Genomic DNA, 16,664 nt, shown 5'->3' with positions numbered 1-16,664 from the left:
TTGTGACATTGTCGACGCGGCGGTTTGGTGATCGGGCGAAACGGCGACACTGGTATGGATGCCTTGTTGCCATCTCCCGAAGGGGTCCGGGACCTTGGAACTCGCCTTGCTCGGTGCCGATGACTGGCCGCTCGCCCGGGAGGTTCGCCTCCGGGCTCTGAAGGATTCACCGACGGCCTATCTCGCGGACTACGAGATCGAGGTGACCGTCGGTGAGGACGGCTGGCGGGAGCGGTTCACCCGGATGCACTGGGTCGTCGCCCGGGACGCGGAGCGGGTGATCGGGATGGCGAGTTCGGTACGGGTGGTCGGCCGGCCACCGGACGAGCGGCACGTCGAGTCGGTGTGGGTCGACCCGCGCTACCGGCGTACCGGTGTACTGCGCGCGCTCCTCGGCCAGCTGGCGGCCGAGGAGCCTGCGGTCGGCGAGTGGCGGGTGTGGGTGCTGGACACGAACACGGTCGCGTTCGAGGTGTACGACCGGCTCGGGTTCAGCCCCACGGGAGAACGCCAGCTGCTGTCAGACGGCTCCGGCCGCCGCGAAATTCGTCTCCGATGCGGCCGGTAGGCCGTAACCACAGGACGCCCACTGGGAGAGCTGCAGCTCGGTCAGCGCGTCGCGGTTGCTCAGCCCGGACGGCAGGTTGCAGAGCATCTTCTGCCACATCGTCTCGTCCTGCTGCCAGCTGTCCACGAAGTCGGCGCAGAGCTCGGGTGAGATGCGGTTCGCCCACTCGTTCGCGGTGTCCAGCGACTTCTTCATCTTGGCGTACTCGACGACGTCGAGGCGTCCACCGACCCGGTCGAGCCGCTGGATCGTCTCCTCGATCGTCTGCAGCCGGTCGTCCTTGAAGTCCCGCCACAGGCGCGGTTTCGTCGCGGCGGTCAGATGCTCGTCGAAGCTCTCCGGACCGCGTTCGAGCTCGGCGTACAGGCCCTCGGCGAGCAGGTCGCCGAACTCCTCCCGGGCGGCCCGTTCATGATCCGCGAACGGGTCGTACTCCTGCTGCAGGGCATCACCGATCCTCGGCAGCTGTCGCTCCGCGGCGTGCCGGGCGAAGAAGAACCAGTCCTCGTTGTAGACGTCGGCGAAGAACGACAGCTCCGGATGCTTCAGGTTCACGCCGAGCGTGGCGCCGCTGACGAACACGTCCTGCCTGAACCCGACGATCCGTCGTGCGTGACAGACCACGGAGTTGTCCGGGAACTTGGTGCTGGCCATCGACGCGACCGGGTGCCGGTCGAGGTATCCGGCCAGCCGGCCGATGTCGCGCGGGCCGAAGCCGTACACGTCGTCGTCGAGGAACAGGATCTTGCTCCAGCCGCGCAGCCTGCCGAGCAGCAGACCGATGTTGCGCTTGGCGCTGAGATCGCTCGACCGGCCCGCCGAGGCGAGCTGAAACCTCTCGGCCGAGGTCAGCGGAGCGGGACACGGCGGCCGGTAGTCGTCGGGGACCTGGACGACCAGGGCGCGGGCGCCGAACGTCCTCTTGACGCGGTCGACGACCTGCGTGAGCTGTGCCTGCCTACTGCACAGGATGACGAGCGGTACGTTCAGCCGGGCGGACAGCTTGATCACCGGCAGGAGTGCGGACGCGGGCCGTGCCGTCGGTACGACGATCGCGTCCAGCCGGCTGTTTGCACTGGTGGCAACGGGTGCCGAGCCGTTCAGCAGCAGGCCGGCGTGGGAGAGCGCTTGGGTCTTTCTGGGGCTCATGTGTCTGCATCCTCGGGAGACCACTCGAAGAGGCGGTTCTCCGAGATTTCCAGGTCGGGAGTGACAGCTTCACCATTGATCACTGGAACCCGCATGAGTAGACCGAAGATGCCGTTGGGGAACCTGTTGGCCAAGTAGGCCTCGTTCCGCTCGCGGACGGAGTCGTCGGTGAGCGTCCGGACAGCGCCGAGGACACCCCGGCTGTAGACGCCGTTGCAGATCGTGATGGTGCGGCTCTGATTAAAGGGGTTTGGAAGCCGGGCGAGCAGGGCGACGTCCTCAACGAGCTCCCGCGGTGAGTCGCCCTTCCAGGCATCCTGGGCCTGATCCGCCTCGAGCTCGGCCTTGGACGGCGCGTCGGGGTCGGCGTCCTTGATCGTCTCCCAGACCGGCAGGTACTCACGTCCGTCGCGGGACTTGAAGATCTCGCCGTCGGCGAGGTCGGGCACCTGCAGTTGCCGGATCGGCAGATTGTCGAGGACGCGAAGCAGCCGGCTGGTGACGTTGTTCCAGGCGATGCCGCCGATCAGGATGAGATGGCCGGACAGGTGGTCCGCGCTCACCTCCGACGGCAGCCGGTGCCGCACGCGGAGCTCCGGATTGGAGGCGCGTACGTGACCCCACATCTCGATCAGAGCATCGAGGTCGGCGTACTTGTAGAGACGGGTGTGGTTCGGGTTGGCGAGGTCCGCGAGCGGCGAACGCCCTTCTTCGGGGACTTCCGGGCAGATCAGTGTGATGCGACCGGACTCGAAGTCGAACGTGTAGGCACCGCCGGACGACGGGGCGGTACTGGTCTGATGATGGCGGATCTCGTCGCGGAAACCGACCAGTTCGCGGTGCAGGGAGGTGAAGCGTTCCCGCTCGTCAGCCGCCAGATCCTGCTCGCGCGGGATCCGGTTCGGCAGCGGGGACACCGCGAAGAGCAGGGCGTACGACCGCAGCCGCTCCTCCGGGGGGAGTTTCGGGTTGGTGTGCGACTCCCAGGAACTGATCGTCGCCACCGCGACCCGGCTGTCCGGGAGCGTCAGCGCGCGGGACAGATCCTTCTGGGTCAGGCGCGCGGACTCGCGGAGGTCGCGCAGGCGCCTGGCGAGTCGTACGGCCTCTGGTGAAGGGGCCACTCTCACTCCCGAAAATGGTTGATCATCGGTGCGGGCGGCGGACCCGGGCGATCCTACACCCAGCTCTACCGACTTCACCGAGCCCTGTTGTACTTCGGCCTTCGGGGGTCGCCCGACCGCCTTGCCGCGCATCGATCGGTACGTCCGCCTGCGCTGATCCCATCGTCGTTACTCTTTACAAACTGACGATTGACCCTGGTTACACCGTAGCTCTACCGTAGTACTGAAGTCGACCTGAAGCCAGTTGAAGTCAACGCGTGGCGCTGACAGATCGGAGAAGCCGAGGATTCGGACGGGGTTCGTTCAACCTGAGCAGGTGCCCGATGCGCAGATCATCAGCCACACCGACGATCGCCGCAGGCGATCTCGACGCGATCGGCGCATTGGAGTCAGGGAACTGGCGAGCGGCCCTGCGGATGCTCGGTCCGGGCCGGGTCGGCGATGCGTACGTCGGCGCGAACCTGCGGACCGTGGCGCGCGCGATGGCGTACCGAGCGGCCGGCGACCACAGCGGCGCCTGGGCGGCGCTCGGAGTCGCGGCGGCATCGATCGTCCGGGTTCGCCCCGGGATCCCGTTGGTCCGATCCTCTGCTCCTGGGGGGATGCCCGGCGGGGTGGTCAGGCTGGCGTTGCCGCCGGAGCACGACGGGTCGGCGTACCGGATCGTTCGGCTGGTCTGGCGTGAGCAGAGCGAGCTCGGCCGCCTGCATCGGCTGGCAGCGGATCGGCCGAGCGGGATGCCGCAGGACCGGCACATCCTGGTGCTCGCCTTCATCGAGTACCTGTCCTGGCTGGAGCTCGACCTCGAGACCGGCCTGACCGAGCCGGCCGAGGACGAAGGGCAGGTCTTCGAGCTGCGCGAGCGCCGCCGGGACGGGTTCCTCCGGAGTGCGACCGACCTGCGGCACCTGCCGCTGCCGCGCGCGGGATCGATGACGAAGACGGTCTGGGACCGCGCCGGCGGGTACCACGGCCTGCGCCGGCTGGCCCTGCTGGAGCTGGGGGATCGTCCCGAGCCGCCGTGGACCGACTCGCCCGCGCCCGCCTCGTGCCCGGCGCGCAGCGGTGCCCGGCTGGCCTGGATGCTGGCTCGGGCGAGCTAGGGCACGTCTCCCAATTCCACGCCTACTGCGCGGCACTCGGCGGGCACCTCGCCGAGCGCGTGCTCGCTACGGCTTGGAATTGGGAGACGCACCCTAACTGCTTTACCAGGGGATGTTGTGGTCTTAGTCTTTTGGGATCGTCTTCATCCTCAGGGATCGTTGACTTCGACAACGATGTCGAGCGGCGCGAAGGAGGGGGTCAGCCCTGATGCTCGCCCTTCAGACTGCGCCCGGGACCGACGTACGGCTCGCCTCACCGACCGCCGCCGACCTGGTCCGGACGACCGAACTCGCGCCCGGCCTGACCGTCGAGATCGACCTGGCGGATCCGTCGCGCTGGCATGCCGTCGAGGTACGGGACTGGGCCGCGGCGGATCCTGCGCTCCTCAATTCGGTGCTCGGACGGCCCGCAGTTCGGCTGCTGTCTTCGGGGATGCCGCACATTGGTGAACCCATCGACGTCGTTCCCGCACCGGCGTGGCGGCGGCTGGCGGTTCTGGATGCGTTGGACTGGTGGCTGCAACTGCCTCTGAACCAGGGGCTGCTCGATGCCGAGCGGGCGATCGCGCGGGCCCGTGCGGCGGCGTCGCTCCCGGCCGGGCTACTCCGGCATTCGCTTGTCGACCGCGCCGTCGTCCACGCCCGGCGATCGGCCGACGACGTGACTTTGTACCTGAACGGCCTCGGCGACTCTTCGTTGCCCAGGGCCCTCTTTTCCGGTTTGGCGCGCTTGGCGACCGGCTATGCCGCCTTACGACAGGAGGTCGACGGCCCGGACGCTGCATTGAGCGCTGTACTGACAGCCTGGAACCGCGTGAAGTCCACCGACCCAGTCGGTCATCCGTCGACCTTCGAGCTTGATGACGTCCGGTTGGCGGCGTCTGGGCCTGCTGTTGATCCGCGGCAGTTGCGCGCTCGCATCGCCGGCGACGTACAGCTGACTCCGGACCCGTACGGTACGTCGGTGCGCGTTGTCGTGCCGGCCTTCGTGCCGATGCCGTCGGCGCTTGTCGCGGATCGGGTGATGGTACGGCTGGTCGACCAGCGATCGGGCGAGGCGCAGGAGCCGATGCTACTGACGTTGCGTTCCGGCGCATTCACCGAGACAGTCCCGCTGCATGGCACGCCGGTGGAGTATGTGCGGGCGGACGTGTTCGATCCCGACAGCGCTGTGCAGCCCGCACAGCCGGCCGATCTCGTACGGGCACGGCGAGCGCAGCTCGTACTGAGCGAATGGCGGCGAGCGGTAGCGGAGTCGCGTCTGTCCCGCAGCGTGCGTGTGCGTAACCGGCGGATGGTGCGGCTGGCCGACGTGCCGTCCGAGGAGCCCTTGTTTTACGGGGGTCCGTCGACCGTGGATATCGCGCGCTTGATCAAGGGGCGGGGCGAGCACGCGTGGTTCCGCAGTACCAGCAGGGCCGGCGAGCCGCTTGTCGCGGAGCTCGCCGCCGTCTACGATGCCGCGGCGGCATCGTAGCTGGATCTGCCTGCATCGCCCGTCGCGTAATGGGGTCAGCCAGTTAGTGAGGAGCCCGACCCCATGGCCGTAGTAACCAGAAGAGCGCCCCGCCGCCACCTGACACCGGTCATCTCCGAAACCCCACGTCCGGTGCTGATCCCACGCCCACGCGTGAAACCACCCGTCATGCTGTGGTTCCTGATGTCCGCGGACCTGGCCACCGTGATCTGGATGTACACCCTCGGCCCGTGGCTCGACCACACCTCCAAGTTCACCGCGACCGCCACGCTCGGGGGCCACCACGTCATCCTTCTGGTCATCGCCGCCGTAGCCTTCCTCTCCCTGGCAACGGTCGCCGTCCTCACCGACGGCTTCACGACGTACGACACCCGCCTCTCCCTCGCCAAGAACCTCGCCTGCGTCATCTCCGTCATCGCCCTCACGGGCCTCGTAGCCCTCATCCTCGGGGCCCTCCTCAGCCGGCTTCTCTTCGGCGCGCTGCGCCCTTGACTGACTACGCTTCGGTTGTGGACTACGAGACTCTTGACGCCGAGATCCGGGCCCTGTCCGACCGGATGGAAGATGCCGACGAGGCCACGATCGCGGCCGAGGTCGAGCGGCTGAAGCGACTGGCGGCCCAGATTCCCGACGAGCTGGGCCGGGCCCGCGGCCTCGCCAGGGCAGAGAGACTCCCGGAACTGATCGTCGGCCCGGCCCCCGGCACCAGCGAGCAGTACCTGCGGGCGACACATCTGCTCGGCATTGCAATGGGCTCCGACGGTACGCCTGCGGAGCGTATCGACCTCGCCGAGCGGACAGCCACGGAGATCGCACTGCTCGCGGAGGCGGCGCCGTACCGCGAATCGAACACCATCCTCCGGATGAACTCCGCGCTGGCCCGCCTGATCCACGAGCTCAGCGCAATCCCGGAGAGTTGACATGGCGGTCGGCCCCGAGCTGACGCCGTCGTCACCGGAGTACCAGTGGGTCCAGTCAGTGATCCAGTCCGTCGAACGCCGTACCGGCACCTGGTCCCGCTGGAACGGACGCGTCTACGAAGAGCCCAACCCGAAGTACCTGGGTACGGCCTAGCCGGACGGCTCGATGACTGTCAGCCCTACGAAGGTGCTGGACCCGATCCGGATGGCGCACACGGAGCAGCGCGCGTTCACCCCCGACGAGGCCTTCGGCATCCGCGACGCCGCGGCCACCGTCACCCACGAGGCCGTCCACCTCACGTCCCACTTCGGCGACCAGACCGCCCCCGGCCGCCACCCCGTCGGCGACAACTCCGACCGCGCCCTCGAGGAGGGCCTCGCCGAGCTCTGGACCCACCGCAACCTCGATGACGTCCTGGCCGACGTCGGCCTCGACCTGGTGGCTCCGGAAGTGCGCACCGAGGAGACCGGAAACTCGTACCCCGCCTACATGGCTGCCGCGTCCAGATTCACCAAAGGCATCGCCACCCGCACCGGATCAACAAGCGACGACGTAGCGCAAGCTCTCATCTCGACCTCGAGAGCCGACCGCTGGAACAAAGCAGCCGACCTCCTCCTCGACTCCCACCTCCCCAACCGCATCCCTGAACCCGACCGCCAGTCCGCCCGCGACCAACTGATCGACGCGAGCCGCCCCGACTTCGCTCCCCTGGTAGCCATCACAGCCGACACCGCCCGCGACTTCCCCACCCAAGAATCCGCCGGCGCACAAACAGCCACCCAAGCCCTGACCCACCTGGACACAGAACTAACCACACTAGAAACCACCTATCCCCCCGACCCAGAGCCCGACCCGGACCCAGAGCCGGACCCAGAGCCAGAACCCGAGCCCGAACCTGAGCCGGAACCTGAGCCCGAGCCCGAACCTGAGCCGGAGCCGGAACCTGAGCCCGCGCCGGAACCCGAGCCGGAACCCGAGCCCGCGCCGGAACCCGCGCCGGAACCCGAGCCCGCGCCGGAACCCGCGCCGGAACCCGAGCCGGAGCCTGAGCCCGCGCCGGAACCTGAGCCGGAACCTGAGCCGGAACCTGAGCCGGAACCTGAGCCGGAACCTGAGCCTGAGCCCGCGCCGGAACCTGAGCCGGAACCTGAGCCGGAACCGGACCCGGAATCTGAGGCCGGTGCAGAATCAGAGGGCGCCGACACATACGAGGACCAGGCAACGTACGACGATGCGCGAGTCGCGGAGTCAGTGGAGTCAGAGGAAAGCGGCGGGTACGACGAAGGCGACTACGACTCCAGCAGCTACGAAGCCTCCTCCGACTCCGACATGGACTCCGCCTAACCCCAGCCCGCACCGCGAAACCCTCGGCCAGTTCCGCCGCAGGTTCCGACGCCCGAACGCCCCAACCTCAGGCCCCGGGTCAGGTCGCGGTGTGCCACTCGATGTAATCGGGCTCCGGATCTTCCTGAAAGCGGACCGCGTCGATCGCTGTCAGCCCGTTGAGCCAGGCCTTGGCGATGCGGTGACCACCGTCCATCAGCCGCCCGTCCGCCGACAGGATGACCGGATAGCTGAGATCGGCCTTCTGGATGCGACCGGCATGCCGAGCAACCATCCGGCACGTCACCACCGACCCGCCGAACCAGCAATCCTCGTCGAACTCCGCGATCGCATCGATCGGCACCCGCTCAACCGGAAGCCCGCGAGCCAACCCCCAAAGCCGCTCCGTCAAAAAGAACGCCCGCCCACCAGGCACCGCCCGCGAATGTCGCTCAACCATCCCGACAGCATCCCGCGCTCGCCCCACCCACCGCACACCCTTTCCCGCGGGGCGCCGGCCATACTTCTAGCGGAAGCCCTCCGGCAACTGAAGCCCGAAGTGTTCGCACAACACAGCGACATCGTGTCGATCGACCTCACGCTGCTGGTAGCCGGTGTGATTCTGCAACGCGAACTCAGCACGCTCGCATCGAACGGAAAGACCGGCAATCTCACCCTCGCCCGAGAGGTCCTCCTCGGCGAACAGGAACGGCGCGTTGACACTGCCGTACTGAAATCGGCCGTCGCTCAAAGTCTCGTACAGGTGCAGATCCACGCGCCGACTGTCCCCGTCATGCAGCACGAAGTTCCAGGGCCGGTCGCCGGGCCACGGGTAAAGCCGATCGACCCCGTGATCGACAAAGGCCGCGACAAGCCCTTCGAACTCGACCGCCTCCACCCAAAGATCCAGATCCGAATGCCGCCGAGTCTGCCGCCCAACCAACGCATCGACAGCCCACCCACCACCGACACAAGCATTGACCCCGTACGCCTGCAACTCCGCGATCAACGCACGCGCAGTCTCCGCCGGCATGGCGTACTCGGTCACGCCCTAACCCTCCCAGACAATGCAAGCAGATTCCTCACCACGCTCGACCACCCCGACGTCACGCCGGCCAACCGACCCCCGCCCGGCCCTTCCCGCCCGACCCCACGCCCCACGGCCCGGCCCGGCCCCGTCCCACGGCCCGGCCGGCCCCGTCCCACCGCCCGGCCCGTCCCACTGCCCGGCCCCCGCGTCCCTACGCGAGCGGATATCCGTTCGTCCGGTGGGTTCTCCACTCGCATACGAGCAGAGAACCCACCACGCGAAGGGATATCCCCGCACGGGGGTGTCGGATCTGGGACGTACCGTTCGTAGGACTTGTGAACGGTAGTCAATCGAGGGCAGGACAAGGAGTTAGGCGATGGTGCGTTCGCGGTGTCTGTGTCACACGAATCTGGCGGACTCGACTCGGGAGGCGTTGTGAAGCTTCTTCTTACATCTGGTGGCGTTACGAACGAGAGCATCCGTGATGCGCTCGTCGAACTGCTGGGCAAGCCGGTCTCCGAGGCCCGCGCGCTCTGCATCCCCACAGCTCAGTGGGGCCACCCGATGCTCGGGCCAACCACGGTGCGGAACACCATCACCGCCGAGCCTCCGTTTCACCGGATGACCGGTCTGGGCTGGGCGTCCTTGGGCGTACTGGAGCTCACTGCGCTGCCCAGCATCGGCGAGGACCGGTGGGTCCCGTGGGTCCAAGAGGCTGACGTACTGCTGGCAGACGGCGGTGACGCGACATACCTGCATCACTGGATGCGGGAGTCAGGCCTCGCGCAACTCATGCCGTCGCTGCCCGACACCGTCTGGGTAGGAATCAGTGCCGGCAGCATGGTGATGACACCGCGGATCGGCACCGACTTCGTCCGCTGGCCTTCCGCGCCCGACGATCGCACGCTCGGCGTCGTCGACTTCTCGATCTACCCGCACCTGGACCACGAACAAATGCCCGACAACACCATGGCCGACGCCGAACGATGGGCCGCCGACCTAGCGGCCCCCGCCTACGCCATCGACGACGAAACCGCCATCAAAGTAGCCAACGGCACCATCGACATCATCTCCGAGGGCCAATGGAAAGCCTTCCCCGCCTAACCATCCCAGCGGCCCGCCGGGAACGGTCAGGGTCGGGGATTAACCTGGACTAGTATTGCTGTAAGTCCAGGTTAGGTGGTTAACCTGGACTTAGCGACGAGGAGATCCAGGTTGAGTCAGCAGATCACCGCAGTCTGGCAAGCCAATCCAGATGCCTACGGACCGCGCAAGCACAGGCGCCCGTGCGAGTACACAGCGTACGTGCCCGACCTCCTCAGCGCCCACGCGTTGGATCTCAGTGCTGAACTCGCGGCGGATATCGTCGATGCCGAACGAGCCTTGGCAGCGTTTGGCGGACCCGGCGAGCACCACCTGGAGCAACTGGCGCGATTCTTGCTTCGAGCCGAGGCTGTCGCTTCGTCCAAGATCGAGGGCCTGCAGGTCAACAGCCGCCGGCTCGCCAGACATGAAGCGAGAGTCGCCTCCGGAGTGCAGGACAAGGATGCGACCGCCGACGCTGTTCTAGGCAACGTCAAAGCTATGAACCACGCAGTGCAGTCGGTTGCGGTGCTCGACAGCGTCGAGGTGAAGGATCTCCTCGATATCCACCGGGCTCTCATGGAGCACTCGGATCAGCCCGAGATCGCCGGTCTGATCAGAACCAAGCAGAGCTGGATCGGTGGCAACAACTTCAACCCGTGTCAGGCGGCTTTCGTGCCACCGCCACCCGACTACGTCGAAGCCCTGCTCGAGGACCTGTGCGCGTTCGTCAATCGCGACGATTTGCCCGGCACGGTGCAGGCCGGAATGGCTCATGCACAGTTCGAGACGATCCATCCCTTCGCGGATGGGAACGGCAGAACGGGTCGCGCCCTGATCCACGTGATCCTCAAGAGGCGAGAGCTGACAAAGGACTTCATCCCACCGATCAGCCTTGCGCTCGCGACTCGAGCATCAGCGTACGTCGACGGCCTCTCCAGCTTCAGATATATAGGTCCCCCCGACGGACGAGCGGCTCTCGATGGCCTCCGCGACTGGCTCGACCTGTTCCTGACCGCAACTAGGCGGGCCACCAATGACGCCGCCGCTCTGCAGGCAAGCCTCGCGGAGTTGGAGTCGGATTGGCGAGCAACACTCAAACCACGCAAAGGTAGCGCAGCCGAACGCCTGCTTCCTGAGTTGATCGGGCATCCAGTGATTGCCGCAGAAGACGTCATACAATTGACGGGGGCGAGCAGATCAGCCGCGTTCGCGGCCATGGAGAGTTATGTCGGCGCCGGAATCCTCCAGCCGATCGGTAACCAGCAGCGCGCTCGTCTGTACGAGGCTCCGAGGGTGTTCGCGATCCTCACCGACTACGAGCGTGCGTCCGCCACCGAGTCAGGCAGTACGCGGGGCGAGCAGCCGAAACGAGCGGTCCCTTATCGCCAGAACCATCCCTGAGCGCAGATAACTGAACGCAGCCACGAAGCCCCGCCGCCGCAAATCAGGCAGCCGCGTCAGCGCGGGAGTGGGGTCGTCGCCGGCGGCTCAAGCAGCGGAACAGGGCGCCGGCGCGTGGAAAGACAAAACCCTCCCCGGTGCGCGGAGAGGGTGGTGGTGGTCAGGGGCGGTCTCGAACCGCCGACCTTCCGCTTTTCAGGCGGACGCTCTACCAGCTGAGCTACCTGACCGGGGAGAAAGCTCGGCGGCGGTGTTGTGGACACCGCCGCCTTCTCCTGGCGACCCAGACGGGACTCGAACCCGCGACCTCCGCCGTGACAGGGCGGCACGCTAACCAACTGCGCTACTGGGCCAAATGACTCGATGATCCTACAGCATCTTCGAGGTACTTCTTGCACCGGCCTTTCGGCCGTATCCCCAACGGGATTCGAACCCGCGTTACCGCCTTGAAAGGGCAGCGTCCTAGGCCACTAGACGATGGGGACTCGGACCCGCGGGAGCCGAAGCTCCAGGGACAGCCGTAAGCATAGAGGAGACCGCGCCAGCTTCCAAAACGAGATACTGGCCGGGTGATCGAGATGAGCCGGGACGATTTCGAGCTGCTCGTGTCGCAGGCGCTGGACGAGGTTCCGCCCGAGCTGGCGCAGCTGATCGACAACGTGGCGGTGTTCGTCGAGGACGATCCGCCGGCGAGCGATCCGGACCTGCTCGGGATCTACGAAGGCGTCCCGCTGACCGAGCGCGGGCACTATTACGGCGGCGTACTGCCGGACCGGATCACGGTCTACCGGAACCCGACGCTGCGGATCTGCGAGAGCGTGGACGACGTGGTCGAGGAGGTGCACATCACAGTCGTCCACGAGATCGCGCACCATTTCGGCATCGACGACGACCGGCTGCACCAGCTCGGTTACGGCTGAGGCAGAGGGCCAGGCCGAGGACATGACCGAGGGCAAGGCTGAGGGCAGGCTGAAACCGCCGTACGGCGAGCCGGTACGGCGGTTGGTGCTACCCAGCGCTCAGGAGCGCCCGAAGAGGAGCTTCCACGGCATCAGCGCGGACTCGAGCTGGACCTTGAGGGACATCTTCGAGACGCCCTCGGTACGTTCCTCGAAGCGGATCGGGGTCTCGGCGATCTTCAGGCCGCGCTTGACGGTGCGGTAGTTCATCTCGACCTGGAACGAGTACCCGTTGCTGGCGATCGAGCCGACGTCGATCCAGCGCAGCGTGTCCGCCTTCCACGCCTTGAAGCCGGCTGTGGCGTCCTTCACATGCAGCCGCAGGATCGCGTTCACGTAGAAGTTCGCGAACGCGGACAGCGCCCGCCGGTGCCAGCCCCACTCGTCCGCGGCCGAGCCGCCCGGGACGTACCGGGACCCGATCACGACGCCGGCGTCGGTGGTCCGCAGCATGTCCACCATCGTCGGCACGACCGAGGCCGGGTGCGACAGGTCGGCGTCCATCTGGATGACGATGTCGGCGCCCTCGTCGAGCGCGCGGGTGATGCCGGCGATGTACGCGCGGCCGAGGCCGTCCTTCGCGGTCCGGTGCAGTACGCCGACCTTCTCCGGCGACTCCTTCGCCAGCTCGTCGGCGACGTCGCCCGTGCCGTCGGGGGAGTTGTCGTCGACAACCAGGAGCTCCAGGCCGGGCAGGTTCAGGTCGGACAGCAGTCCGGCCAGCACGGGCAGGTTCTCCCGCTCGTTGTAGGTCGGTACGACGACCACGATCTTCGCTAGCTCACCCATGACTTTCCTTCGTCGGAGACACCGGAGGCTACCGCACCGGGCGGCCCCACCGGTTCAACGACCTCACAAGTCCGCGAGTGCCTCAGCGGCGGTGCCGTAGATGCGGAACTGGCCGCCGAGACCGGTGACGGTGAGCGGGCGGTCGACCGGTCGACCGACTCCGACCAGGGCCAAGGGGATGTTGTGCCGGCCGGCGAGGTTGCGGGCCTCGACCAGGTTTCCGAGGCCGGCGGAGCTGCAGAACGTCACGGCGGAGACGTCGATCAGCACGAGCCGGGCGGGCGGCGCGACTGCCGCGCGGATCGCCTCGGCGGCGAACTCGGTGCTCGCGATGTCGATCTCACCGGACATCCGGACGAGCAGGACTCCGGGCTCCAGTTCCTCGGTGACGGCAGCGAAGGTGGTTTTGATCATGTCGCCGTCCCGCGGCTCTGGCTGGCTTGTCACGCGGGTGTCTCCCCCGGGTTTGCGCCACGAACGCGGGTCCTGGCGGAAATGGAACTGCCGTGCACTCACACCGTATGCCTGATCGCTCAGCAGTCACAACGGGTCTGTGGGCGATGGGCCCCGGAGCGTGACCTCAATCCTGTAAGCGCTGCCAGCACAAGGCTCCGACTGGTAAACATGGCGCTATGAGTACGGAGCAGTTGCTCGCCGACGTCGACGCAGCCGCGGATCCGGCGACGGCCGCGGTGCTCGCGCGCTACTTCAAGCTCGGCCCCGGTGAGTACGGCGATGGCGACCGCATGATCGGCGTGAAGCTGTCCACGATCCGCGGCATCCTCAAGCCGTACCTGCGCGCCGACCTGCCGCTGCCCGAGCTCGAGCAGGCCCTGACCAGTCCGGTGCACGAACATCGCCTGACGATCCTCTGCCTGCTGGCCGATCGGGCGTCGCGCGCCCTCAAGCCCCGGACCGCAAACCCGGCCGAGCTCGAGGCCATCTATCAGCTCTATCTGCGCAGTACGGCACACATCAACAACTGGGATCTGGTCGACTGCAGCGCCCCGCAGATCGTCGGTGGCTACCTGCTCGACAAGCCCCGGGACCCGCTCTACGTACTGGTCCGCTCTGCCTCCCTCTGGGAACGCCGGATCGCCCTCGTCGCCACGCAGTTCCTGATCAACCAGGGCCAGACCGCCGACACCTACAAACTGTCCGCGGAGGTCCTCGGCGACCGCGCAGACCTGATCCACAAGGCCTCCGGCTGGATGCTCCGCGAGGCCGGCAAGCGCGTCTCCGAGGACGAGCTTCGGACGTTCCTCGACCGGTACGCGACCCGCATGCCGCGCACCATGCTCCGCTACTCCATCGAGCGTCTCGACCCGGACAGCCGCCGGCACTACCTGCAAAGATAAGTCGACAAATCAGTTCTTGCTGTCGGCGAACGGCGGCGCCTCGAGGGCGCAGTGCGTGTGGTGCCGGACGACGTGCTGGAACGGCCGGCCGCGTTCGCCGAGCGTGACCCAGGCGATCACACCACCGGCCGCGGCGAGGACGGCGGAGATCCACAGCGCCTTGCCGAATCCGTTGTGGAAGGCAACAGGATCGCGATAGCTGTCGCCGGTGATGCCGGCTGCCATCGGGATCGCTGCGACCGCCATCAGCTGGGCCGACCTGGCGACGGCATTGTTCACGCCGGACGCGATCCCGGCGTGATGGTCCTCGACCGACGACAGTACGGTCGCGGTCAGCGGCGCCACCGTCGAGACCAGGCCGAGTCCGAGCAGTACGACGGCCGGCAGCACGGCGGTGAAGTAGTTCGAGTCGATGTTGATCCGGAGCATCAGCAGGAAGCCGCCGGCCATCAGTAGCGGTCCGACCGTCATCGGGATGCGCGATCCGATCCGATCCGACAGACCACCGGCGTACCCCGACAGCGCGAGCATCAGTACGGTCATCGGCAGCAACGATGCGCCTGCCCAGAGGGCGGAGTAGTGCAGTGCGGTCTGCAGGAAGACGACGACGAGGAACGTCGCCGTACCGAGCGCTCCGTACACGACGACCGTCACCAGGTTCGCGCCGGTGAAACGGGCGTTCGCGAAGATGTTCAGCGGCAGCATCGGGTACCGGCTGCGTCGTTCGACCTCGATGAACGCGGCGAACGCGAGCACACCGATCGCCAGGCTGGACAGGATCACCGGGTCACTGAAGCCGTGGTCGCCCGCGCTGATCAGTCCGTACGTGAGTCCGGCGAGACCGACGGTCGCTAGCAACGCTCCGTTGATGTCCAGCCGGCCGCCGGCCTGCTCGTCGCGGGTCTCGGGCACATGTCGCAGCGTGACGAGCACGGTCACGAGCGCGAGCGGCGCGTTGATGAGGAAGATCAGTTGCCAGTAGCCGCTGTCGACCAGGGTGCCGCCGACGAACGGGCCGACCGCGGCCGCGACCGACGTGAGGCCCGACCAGGTGCCGACCGCCTTGCCGCGATCGGAGTGCTGGAACGTGGTCTGCAGGATCGCCAGGCTGCCCGGAGTCAGCAGCGCGCCGCCGATGCCCTGCAGGATCCGGCCCGCGATCATCACCTCGAGGGTCGGCGCGATCGCGCAGACGATGGACGCCACCGCGAACCAGATCACGCCGACGACGAACGTCCGCCGCCGCCCGAGCCGGTCGCCGAGCGAACCGCTGAGCAGCACCAGCGACGCGAGCATCAGCATGTAGCCGTTGACGATCCACTGCAGCCCGGCCATGCCGGAGTTGAGGTCCGCCCCCATCGCCGGGAGTGCGACGTTGACGACCGTCCCGTCCAGGAACGCCATCCCCGACCCCAATGACGTCGCCGCCAGCACCCACCGGCCACGGGCCGTGCCTAGAGCAATTCGATCTTCGGTCATGGGGCCTCCCGGTCTGGACTGAGGAGCGTAGAGAGCGTAGCGACCGGAGCGACGACGGAAGACTGGGAGTCACCGCCCATGACCACGCCGGCGCCGAAGGCCCGGCCGACAGCACAGCTCAGCGTGGCAGATCGAGTTGCAGGACGACGAGGGCCTTGCCTGCTGGGATGCCGGACTCGATGGTGAGGTGGGGTGGATCGCCGGCGGCGCAGCGCGGTTCGGGTAGTAGCGGGCAGATGGCGTTCAGCAGGCCACTGGCCACCTTGACGTCGGTCGGCAGGGTGCTCGAGGCGTTCGCGGTCAGCGGCCGGATCGCGGCTCCGGCGCGGACCGACTCGGCCGGGGTGGCGAGGACGGTCGACCCGGACAGCCGGTACGTCAGCCGGATCCTGGTGGCCGCGACGCTCAGCGGTATGTAGTCGGCGCCCGGCACCGTGGTGTTCTCCAGCGGTACGGACTGGTCGTCGGCGAGCACCTTCAGGTTCGTCACTCGCGGCTCAGTCGCCGCCATCATCCCCGGGAGTTGGTCGCCCGACGGCGGCAACTGCAGCGGGAGCATGTCCGCGGGCGCGGACAGCATCACGTTCTCACTGACGTCGAACGAGCCGTCCCGATGCGGTACGACCGTGAGCTCGATCCCCGGGACGGTCGTGCCGGGACCAGGCGTGACCGTGGTCCCCACGCCGACCGGAGCGGCGGGCCGGGTCGTGTTCAGCCCCGGGCTCGGAGCCGTCGGTAAGGCGGAGTCGCCCGAGCAGCCGACAGCCGCGCTGTACCCCAGCAACAGCGCGGCCACCGCCACAGGCCTGGTCCCGGAACGCCGGCGCTCCTCCACCCCAGCACTCACCCCCCAGCGAGCCGATCAGGCCGTGCATTACAAGACCGCCGCGTCCCCTG

At 67.4% G+C, this 16,664-nt stretch carries 19 protein-coding genes and 3 tRNA genes; 11 read left to right on the top strand and 11 right to left on the bottom strand.

Annotated features, from left to right (window positions below):
* Window positions 1-94: 94 nt before the first annotated feature.
* Window positions 95-568 carry a GNAT family N-acetyltransferase gene (locus ACGFI6_RS06980; RefSeq protein WP_393115792.1) on the top strand — a complete coding sequence of 158 codons (474 nt, stop codon included), beginning with the start codon at window positions 95-97 and terminating at the stop codon, window positions 566-568.
* Here ACGFI6_RS06980 and ACGFI6_RS06975 read toward each other — a convergent pair.
* Window positions 521-1,717 (bottom strand): hypothetical protein, encoded by a 1,197-nt coding sequence (locus tag ACGFI6_RS06975; RefSeq protein WP_393115791.1) that lies wholly within the window; start codon window positions 1,715-1,717, stop codon window positions 521-523. The genes ACGFI6_RS06980 and ACGFI6_RS06975 overlap by 48 nt on opposite strands.
* Entirely contained in the window at window positions 1,714-2,841 is a 1,128-nt protein-coding gene (locus ACGFI6_RS06970; RefSeq protein WP_393115790.1) for a hypothetical protein, read from the bottom strand. Before ACGFI6_RS06970 ends, ACGFI6_RS06975 begins: the two co-directional genes overlap by 4 nt.
* A 323-nt stretch (window positions 2,842-3,164) precedes the next feature.
* On the opposite strand from ACGFI6_RS06970, the gene ACGFI6_RS06965 reads away from it, so the two are divergent.
* The 6 genes from ACGFI6_RS06965 (at window position 3,165) to ACGFI6_RS06940 (ending at window position 7,686) form a co-directional block, all read left to right on the top strand.
* Entirely contained in the window at window positions 3,165-3,944 is a 780-nt protein-coding gene (locus ACGFI6_RS06965; protein WP_393115789.1) for a hypothetical protein, read from the top strand.
* A gap of 208 nt (window positions 3,945-4,152) precedes the next feature.
* Window positions 4,153-5,421 (top strand): hypothetical protein, encoded by a 1,269-nt coding sequence (locus ACGFI6_RS06960; protein ID WP_393115788.1) that lies wholly within the window; start codon window positions 4,153-4,155, stop codon window positions 5,419-5,421.
* Between the two features lie 168 nt (window positions 5,422-5,589).
* A complete protein-coding gene (locus ACGFI6_RS06955; RefSeq protein WP_393115787.1) occupies window positions 5,590-5,913 on the top strand; it encodes a hypothetical protein in 324 nt (107 codons plus the stop codon).
* Between the two features lie 17 nt (window positions 5,914-5,930).
* Entirely contained in the window at window positions 5,931-6,341 is a 411-nt protein-coding gene (locus ACGFI6_RS06950; RefSeq protein WP_393115786.1) for a hypothetical protein, read from the top strand.
* Between the two features lies 1 nt (window position 6,342).
* Window positions 6,343-6,495, top strand: coding sequence for a hypothetical protein (locus tag ACGFI6_RS06945; protein WP_393115785.1), 153 nt, complete (start codon window positions 6,343-6,345; stop codon window positions 6,493-6,495).
* A gap of 12 nt (window positions 6,496-6,507) precedes the next feature.
* On the top strand, window positions 6,508-7,686 hold the full coding sequence (locus ACGFI6_RS06940) for a hypothetical protein (protein ID WP_393115784.1): 1,179 nt from the start codon (window positions 6,508-6,510) through the stop codon (window positions 7,684-7,686).
* A gap of 79 nt (window positions 7,687-7,765) precedes the next feature.
* Here ACGFI6_RS06940 and ACGFI6_RS06935 read toward each other — a convergent pair whose 3' ends face one another.
* Entirely contained in the window at window positions 7,766-8,101 is a 336-nt protein-coding gene (locus ACGFI6_RS06935) for a hypothetical protein (RefSeq protein WP_393115783.1), read from the bottom strand.
* Between the two features lie 90 nt (window positions 8,102-8,191).
* Window positions 8,192-8,713: a nucleotidyltransferase domain-containing protein gene (locus ACGFI6_RS06930; protein ID WP_393115782.1), complete on the bottom strand. Its 522-nt coding sequence runs from the start codon at window positions 8,711-8,713 to the stop codon at window positions 8,192-8,194.
* A 417-nt stretch (window positions 8,714-9,130) separates the two neighbouring features.
* On the opposite strand from ACGFI6_RS06930, the gene ACGFI6_RS06925 reads away from it, so the two are divergent.
* Both ACGFI6_RS06925 and ACGFI6_RS06920 read left to right on the top strand, forming a co-directional pair.
* A complete protein-coding gene (locus tag ACGFI6_RS06925; RefSeq protein WP_393115781.1) occupies window positions 9,131-9,799 on the top strand; it encodes a Type 1 glutamine amidotransferase-like domain-containing protein in 669 nt (222 codons plus the stop codon).
* A gap of 111 nt (window positions 9,800-9,910) precedes the next feature.
* Window positions 9,911-11,182 (top strand): Fic family protein, encoded by a 1,272-nt coding sequence (locus ACGFI6_RS06920; protein ID WP_393115780.1) that lies wholly within the window; start codon window positions 9,911-9,913, stop codon window positions 11,180-11,182.
* A gap of 154 nt (window positions 11,183-11,336) precedes the next feature.
* On the opposite strand, the gene ACGFI6_RS06915 is transcribed toward ACGFI6_RS06920, so the two are convergent.
* From ACGFI6_RS06915 to ACGFI6_RS06905, 3 genes are all read right to left on the bottom strand, one after another.
* Window positions 11,337-11,412, bottom strand: a tRNA-Phe gene (locus tag ACGFI6_RS06915).
* Between the two features lie 46 nt (window positions 11,413-11,458).
* Window positions 11,459-11,535: transfer RNA gene (locus ACGFI6_RS06910), tRNA-Asp, on the bottom strand.
* Between the two features lie 59 nt (window positions 11,536-11,594).
* Window positions 11,595-11,667: transfer RNA gene (locus ACGFI6_RS06905), tRNA-Glu, on the bottom strand.
* 93 nt (window positions 11,668-11,760) lie between these two features.
* On the opposite strand from ACGFI6_RS06905, the gene ACGFI6_RS06900 reads away from it, so the two are divergent.
* Entirely contained in the window at window positions 11,761-12,102 is a 342-nt protein-coding gene (locus tag ACGFI6_RS06900) for a metallopeptidase family protein (RefSeq protein ID WP_393118068.1), read from the top strand.
* A gap of 99 nt (window positions 12,103-12,201) precedes the next feature.
* Here ACGFI6_RS06900 and ACGFI6_RS06895 read toward each other — a convergent pair whose 3' ends face one another.
* Both ACGFI6_RS06895 and ACGFI6_RS06890 read right to left on the bottom strand, forming a co-directional pair.
* The gene (locus ACGFI6_RS06895) at window positions 12,202-12,930 is read right to left on the bottom strand and encodes a polyprenol monophosphomannose synthase (protein ID WP_393115779.1); all 729 of its coding nucleotides are present in this window, start codon (window positions 12,928-12,930) and stop codon (window positions 12,202-12,204) included.
* Between the two features lie 63 nt (window positions 12,931-12,993).
* The gene (locus ACGFI6_RS06890; RefSeq protein ID WP_393115778.1) at window positions 12,994-13,377 is read right to left on the bottom strand and encodes an STAS domain-containing protein; all 384 of its coding nucleotides are present in this window, start codon (window positions 13,375-13,377) and stop codon (window positions 12,994-12,996) included.
* A 185-nt stretch (window positions 13,378-13,562) separates the two neighbouring features.
* Here ACGFI6_RS06890 and ACGFI6_RS06885 point away from each other — a divergent pair, with 185 nt between their 5' ends.
* Window positions 13,563-14,288, top strand: coding sequence for a DNA alkylation repair protein (locus tag ACGFI6_RS06885; RefSeq protein WP_393115776.1), 726 nt, complete (start codon window positions 13,563-13,565; stop codon window positions 14,286-14,288).
* Between the two features lie 9 nt (window positions 14,289-14,297).
* On the opposite strand, the gene ACGFI6_RS06880 is transcribed toward ACGFI6_RS06885, so the two are convergent.
* Together ACGFI6_RS06880 and ACGFI6_RS06875 are read right to left on the bottom strand one after the other, a co-directional pair.
* Window positions 14,298-15,767 carry an MFS transporter gene (locus ACGFI6_RS06880; protein WP_393115774.1) on the bottom strand — a complete coding sequence of 490 codons (1,470 nt, stop codon included), beginning with the start codon at window positions 15,765-15,767 and terminating at the stop codon, window positions 14,298-14,300.
* Between the two features lie 118 nt (window positions 15,768-15,885).
* Window positions 15,886-16,614, bottom strand: a complete 729-nt coding sequence (locus ACGFI6_RS06875; protein ID WP_393115773.1) for a hypothetical protein — start codon at window positions 16,612-16,614, stop codon at window positions 15,886-15,888.
* Between the last annotated feature and the right edge of the window lie 50 nt (window positions 16,615-16,664).

Origin of the sequence: Kribbella sp. NPDC048928, assembly GCF_043197975.1 — a bacterium.
Lineage (GTDB): Bacteria > Actinomycetota > Actinomycetes > Propionibacteriales > Kribbellaceae > Kribbella.
This window is presented reverse-complemented; position numbering and strand designations above follow the sequence as displayed.

Excerpts from the sequence above, each read along its gene's own strand:
- ACGFI6_RS06900 (WP_393118068.1), top strand. The coding sequence starts at position 11,761 with ATGAGCCGGGACGATTTCGAGCTGCTCGTGTCGCAGGCGCTGGACGAG.
- ACGFI6_RS06955 (WP_393115787.1), top strand. The coding sequence starts at position 5,590 with ATGCTGTGGTTCCTGATGTCCGCGGACCTGGCCACCGTGATCTGGATG.
- ACGFI6_RS06895 (WP_393115779.1), bottom strand. The coding sequence starts at position 12,930 with ATGGGTGAGCTAGCGAAGATCGTGGTCGTCGTACCGACCTACAACGAG.
- ACGFI6_RS06945 (WP_393115785.1), top strand. The coding sequence starts at position 6,343 with ATGGCGGTCGGCCCCGAGCTGACGCCGTCGTCACCGGAGTACCAGTGG.
- ACGFI6_RS06885 (WP_393115776.1), top strand. The coding sequence starts at position 13,563 with ATGAGTACGGAGCAGTTGCTCGCCGACGTCGACGCAGCCGCGGATCCG.
- ACGFI6_RS06940 (WP_393115784.1), top strand. The coding sequence starts at position 6,508 with ATGACTGTCAGCCCTACGAAGGTGCTGGACCCGATCCGGATGGCGCAC.
- ACGFI6_RS06880 (WP_393115774.1), bottom strand. The coding sequence starts at position 15,767 with ATGACCGAAGATCGAATTGCTCTAGGCACGGCCCGTGGCCGGTGGGTG.
- ACGFI6_RS06960 (WP_393115788.1), top strand. The coding sequence starts at position 4,153 with ATGCTCGCCCTTCAGACTGCGCCCGGGACCGACGTACGGCTCGCCTCA.
- ACGFI6_RS06965 (WP_393115789.1), top strand. The coding sequence starts at position 3,165 with ATGCGCAGATCATCAGCCACACCGACGATCGCCGCAGGCGATCTCGAC.
- ACGFI6_RS06975 (WP_393115791.1), bottom strand. The coding sequence starts at position 1,717 with ATGAGCCCCAGAAAGACCCAAGCGCTCTCCCACGCCGGCCTGCTGCTG.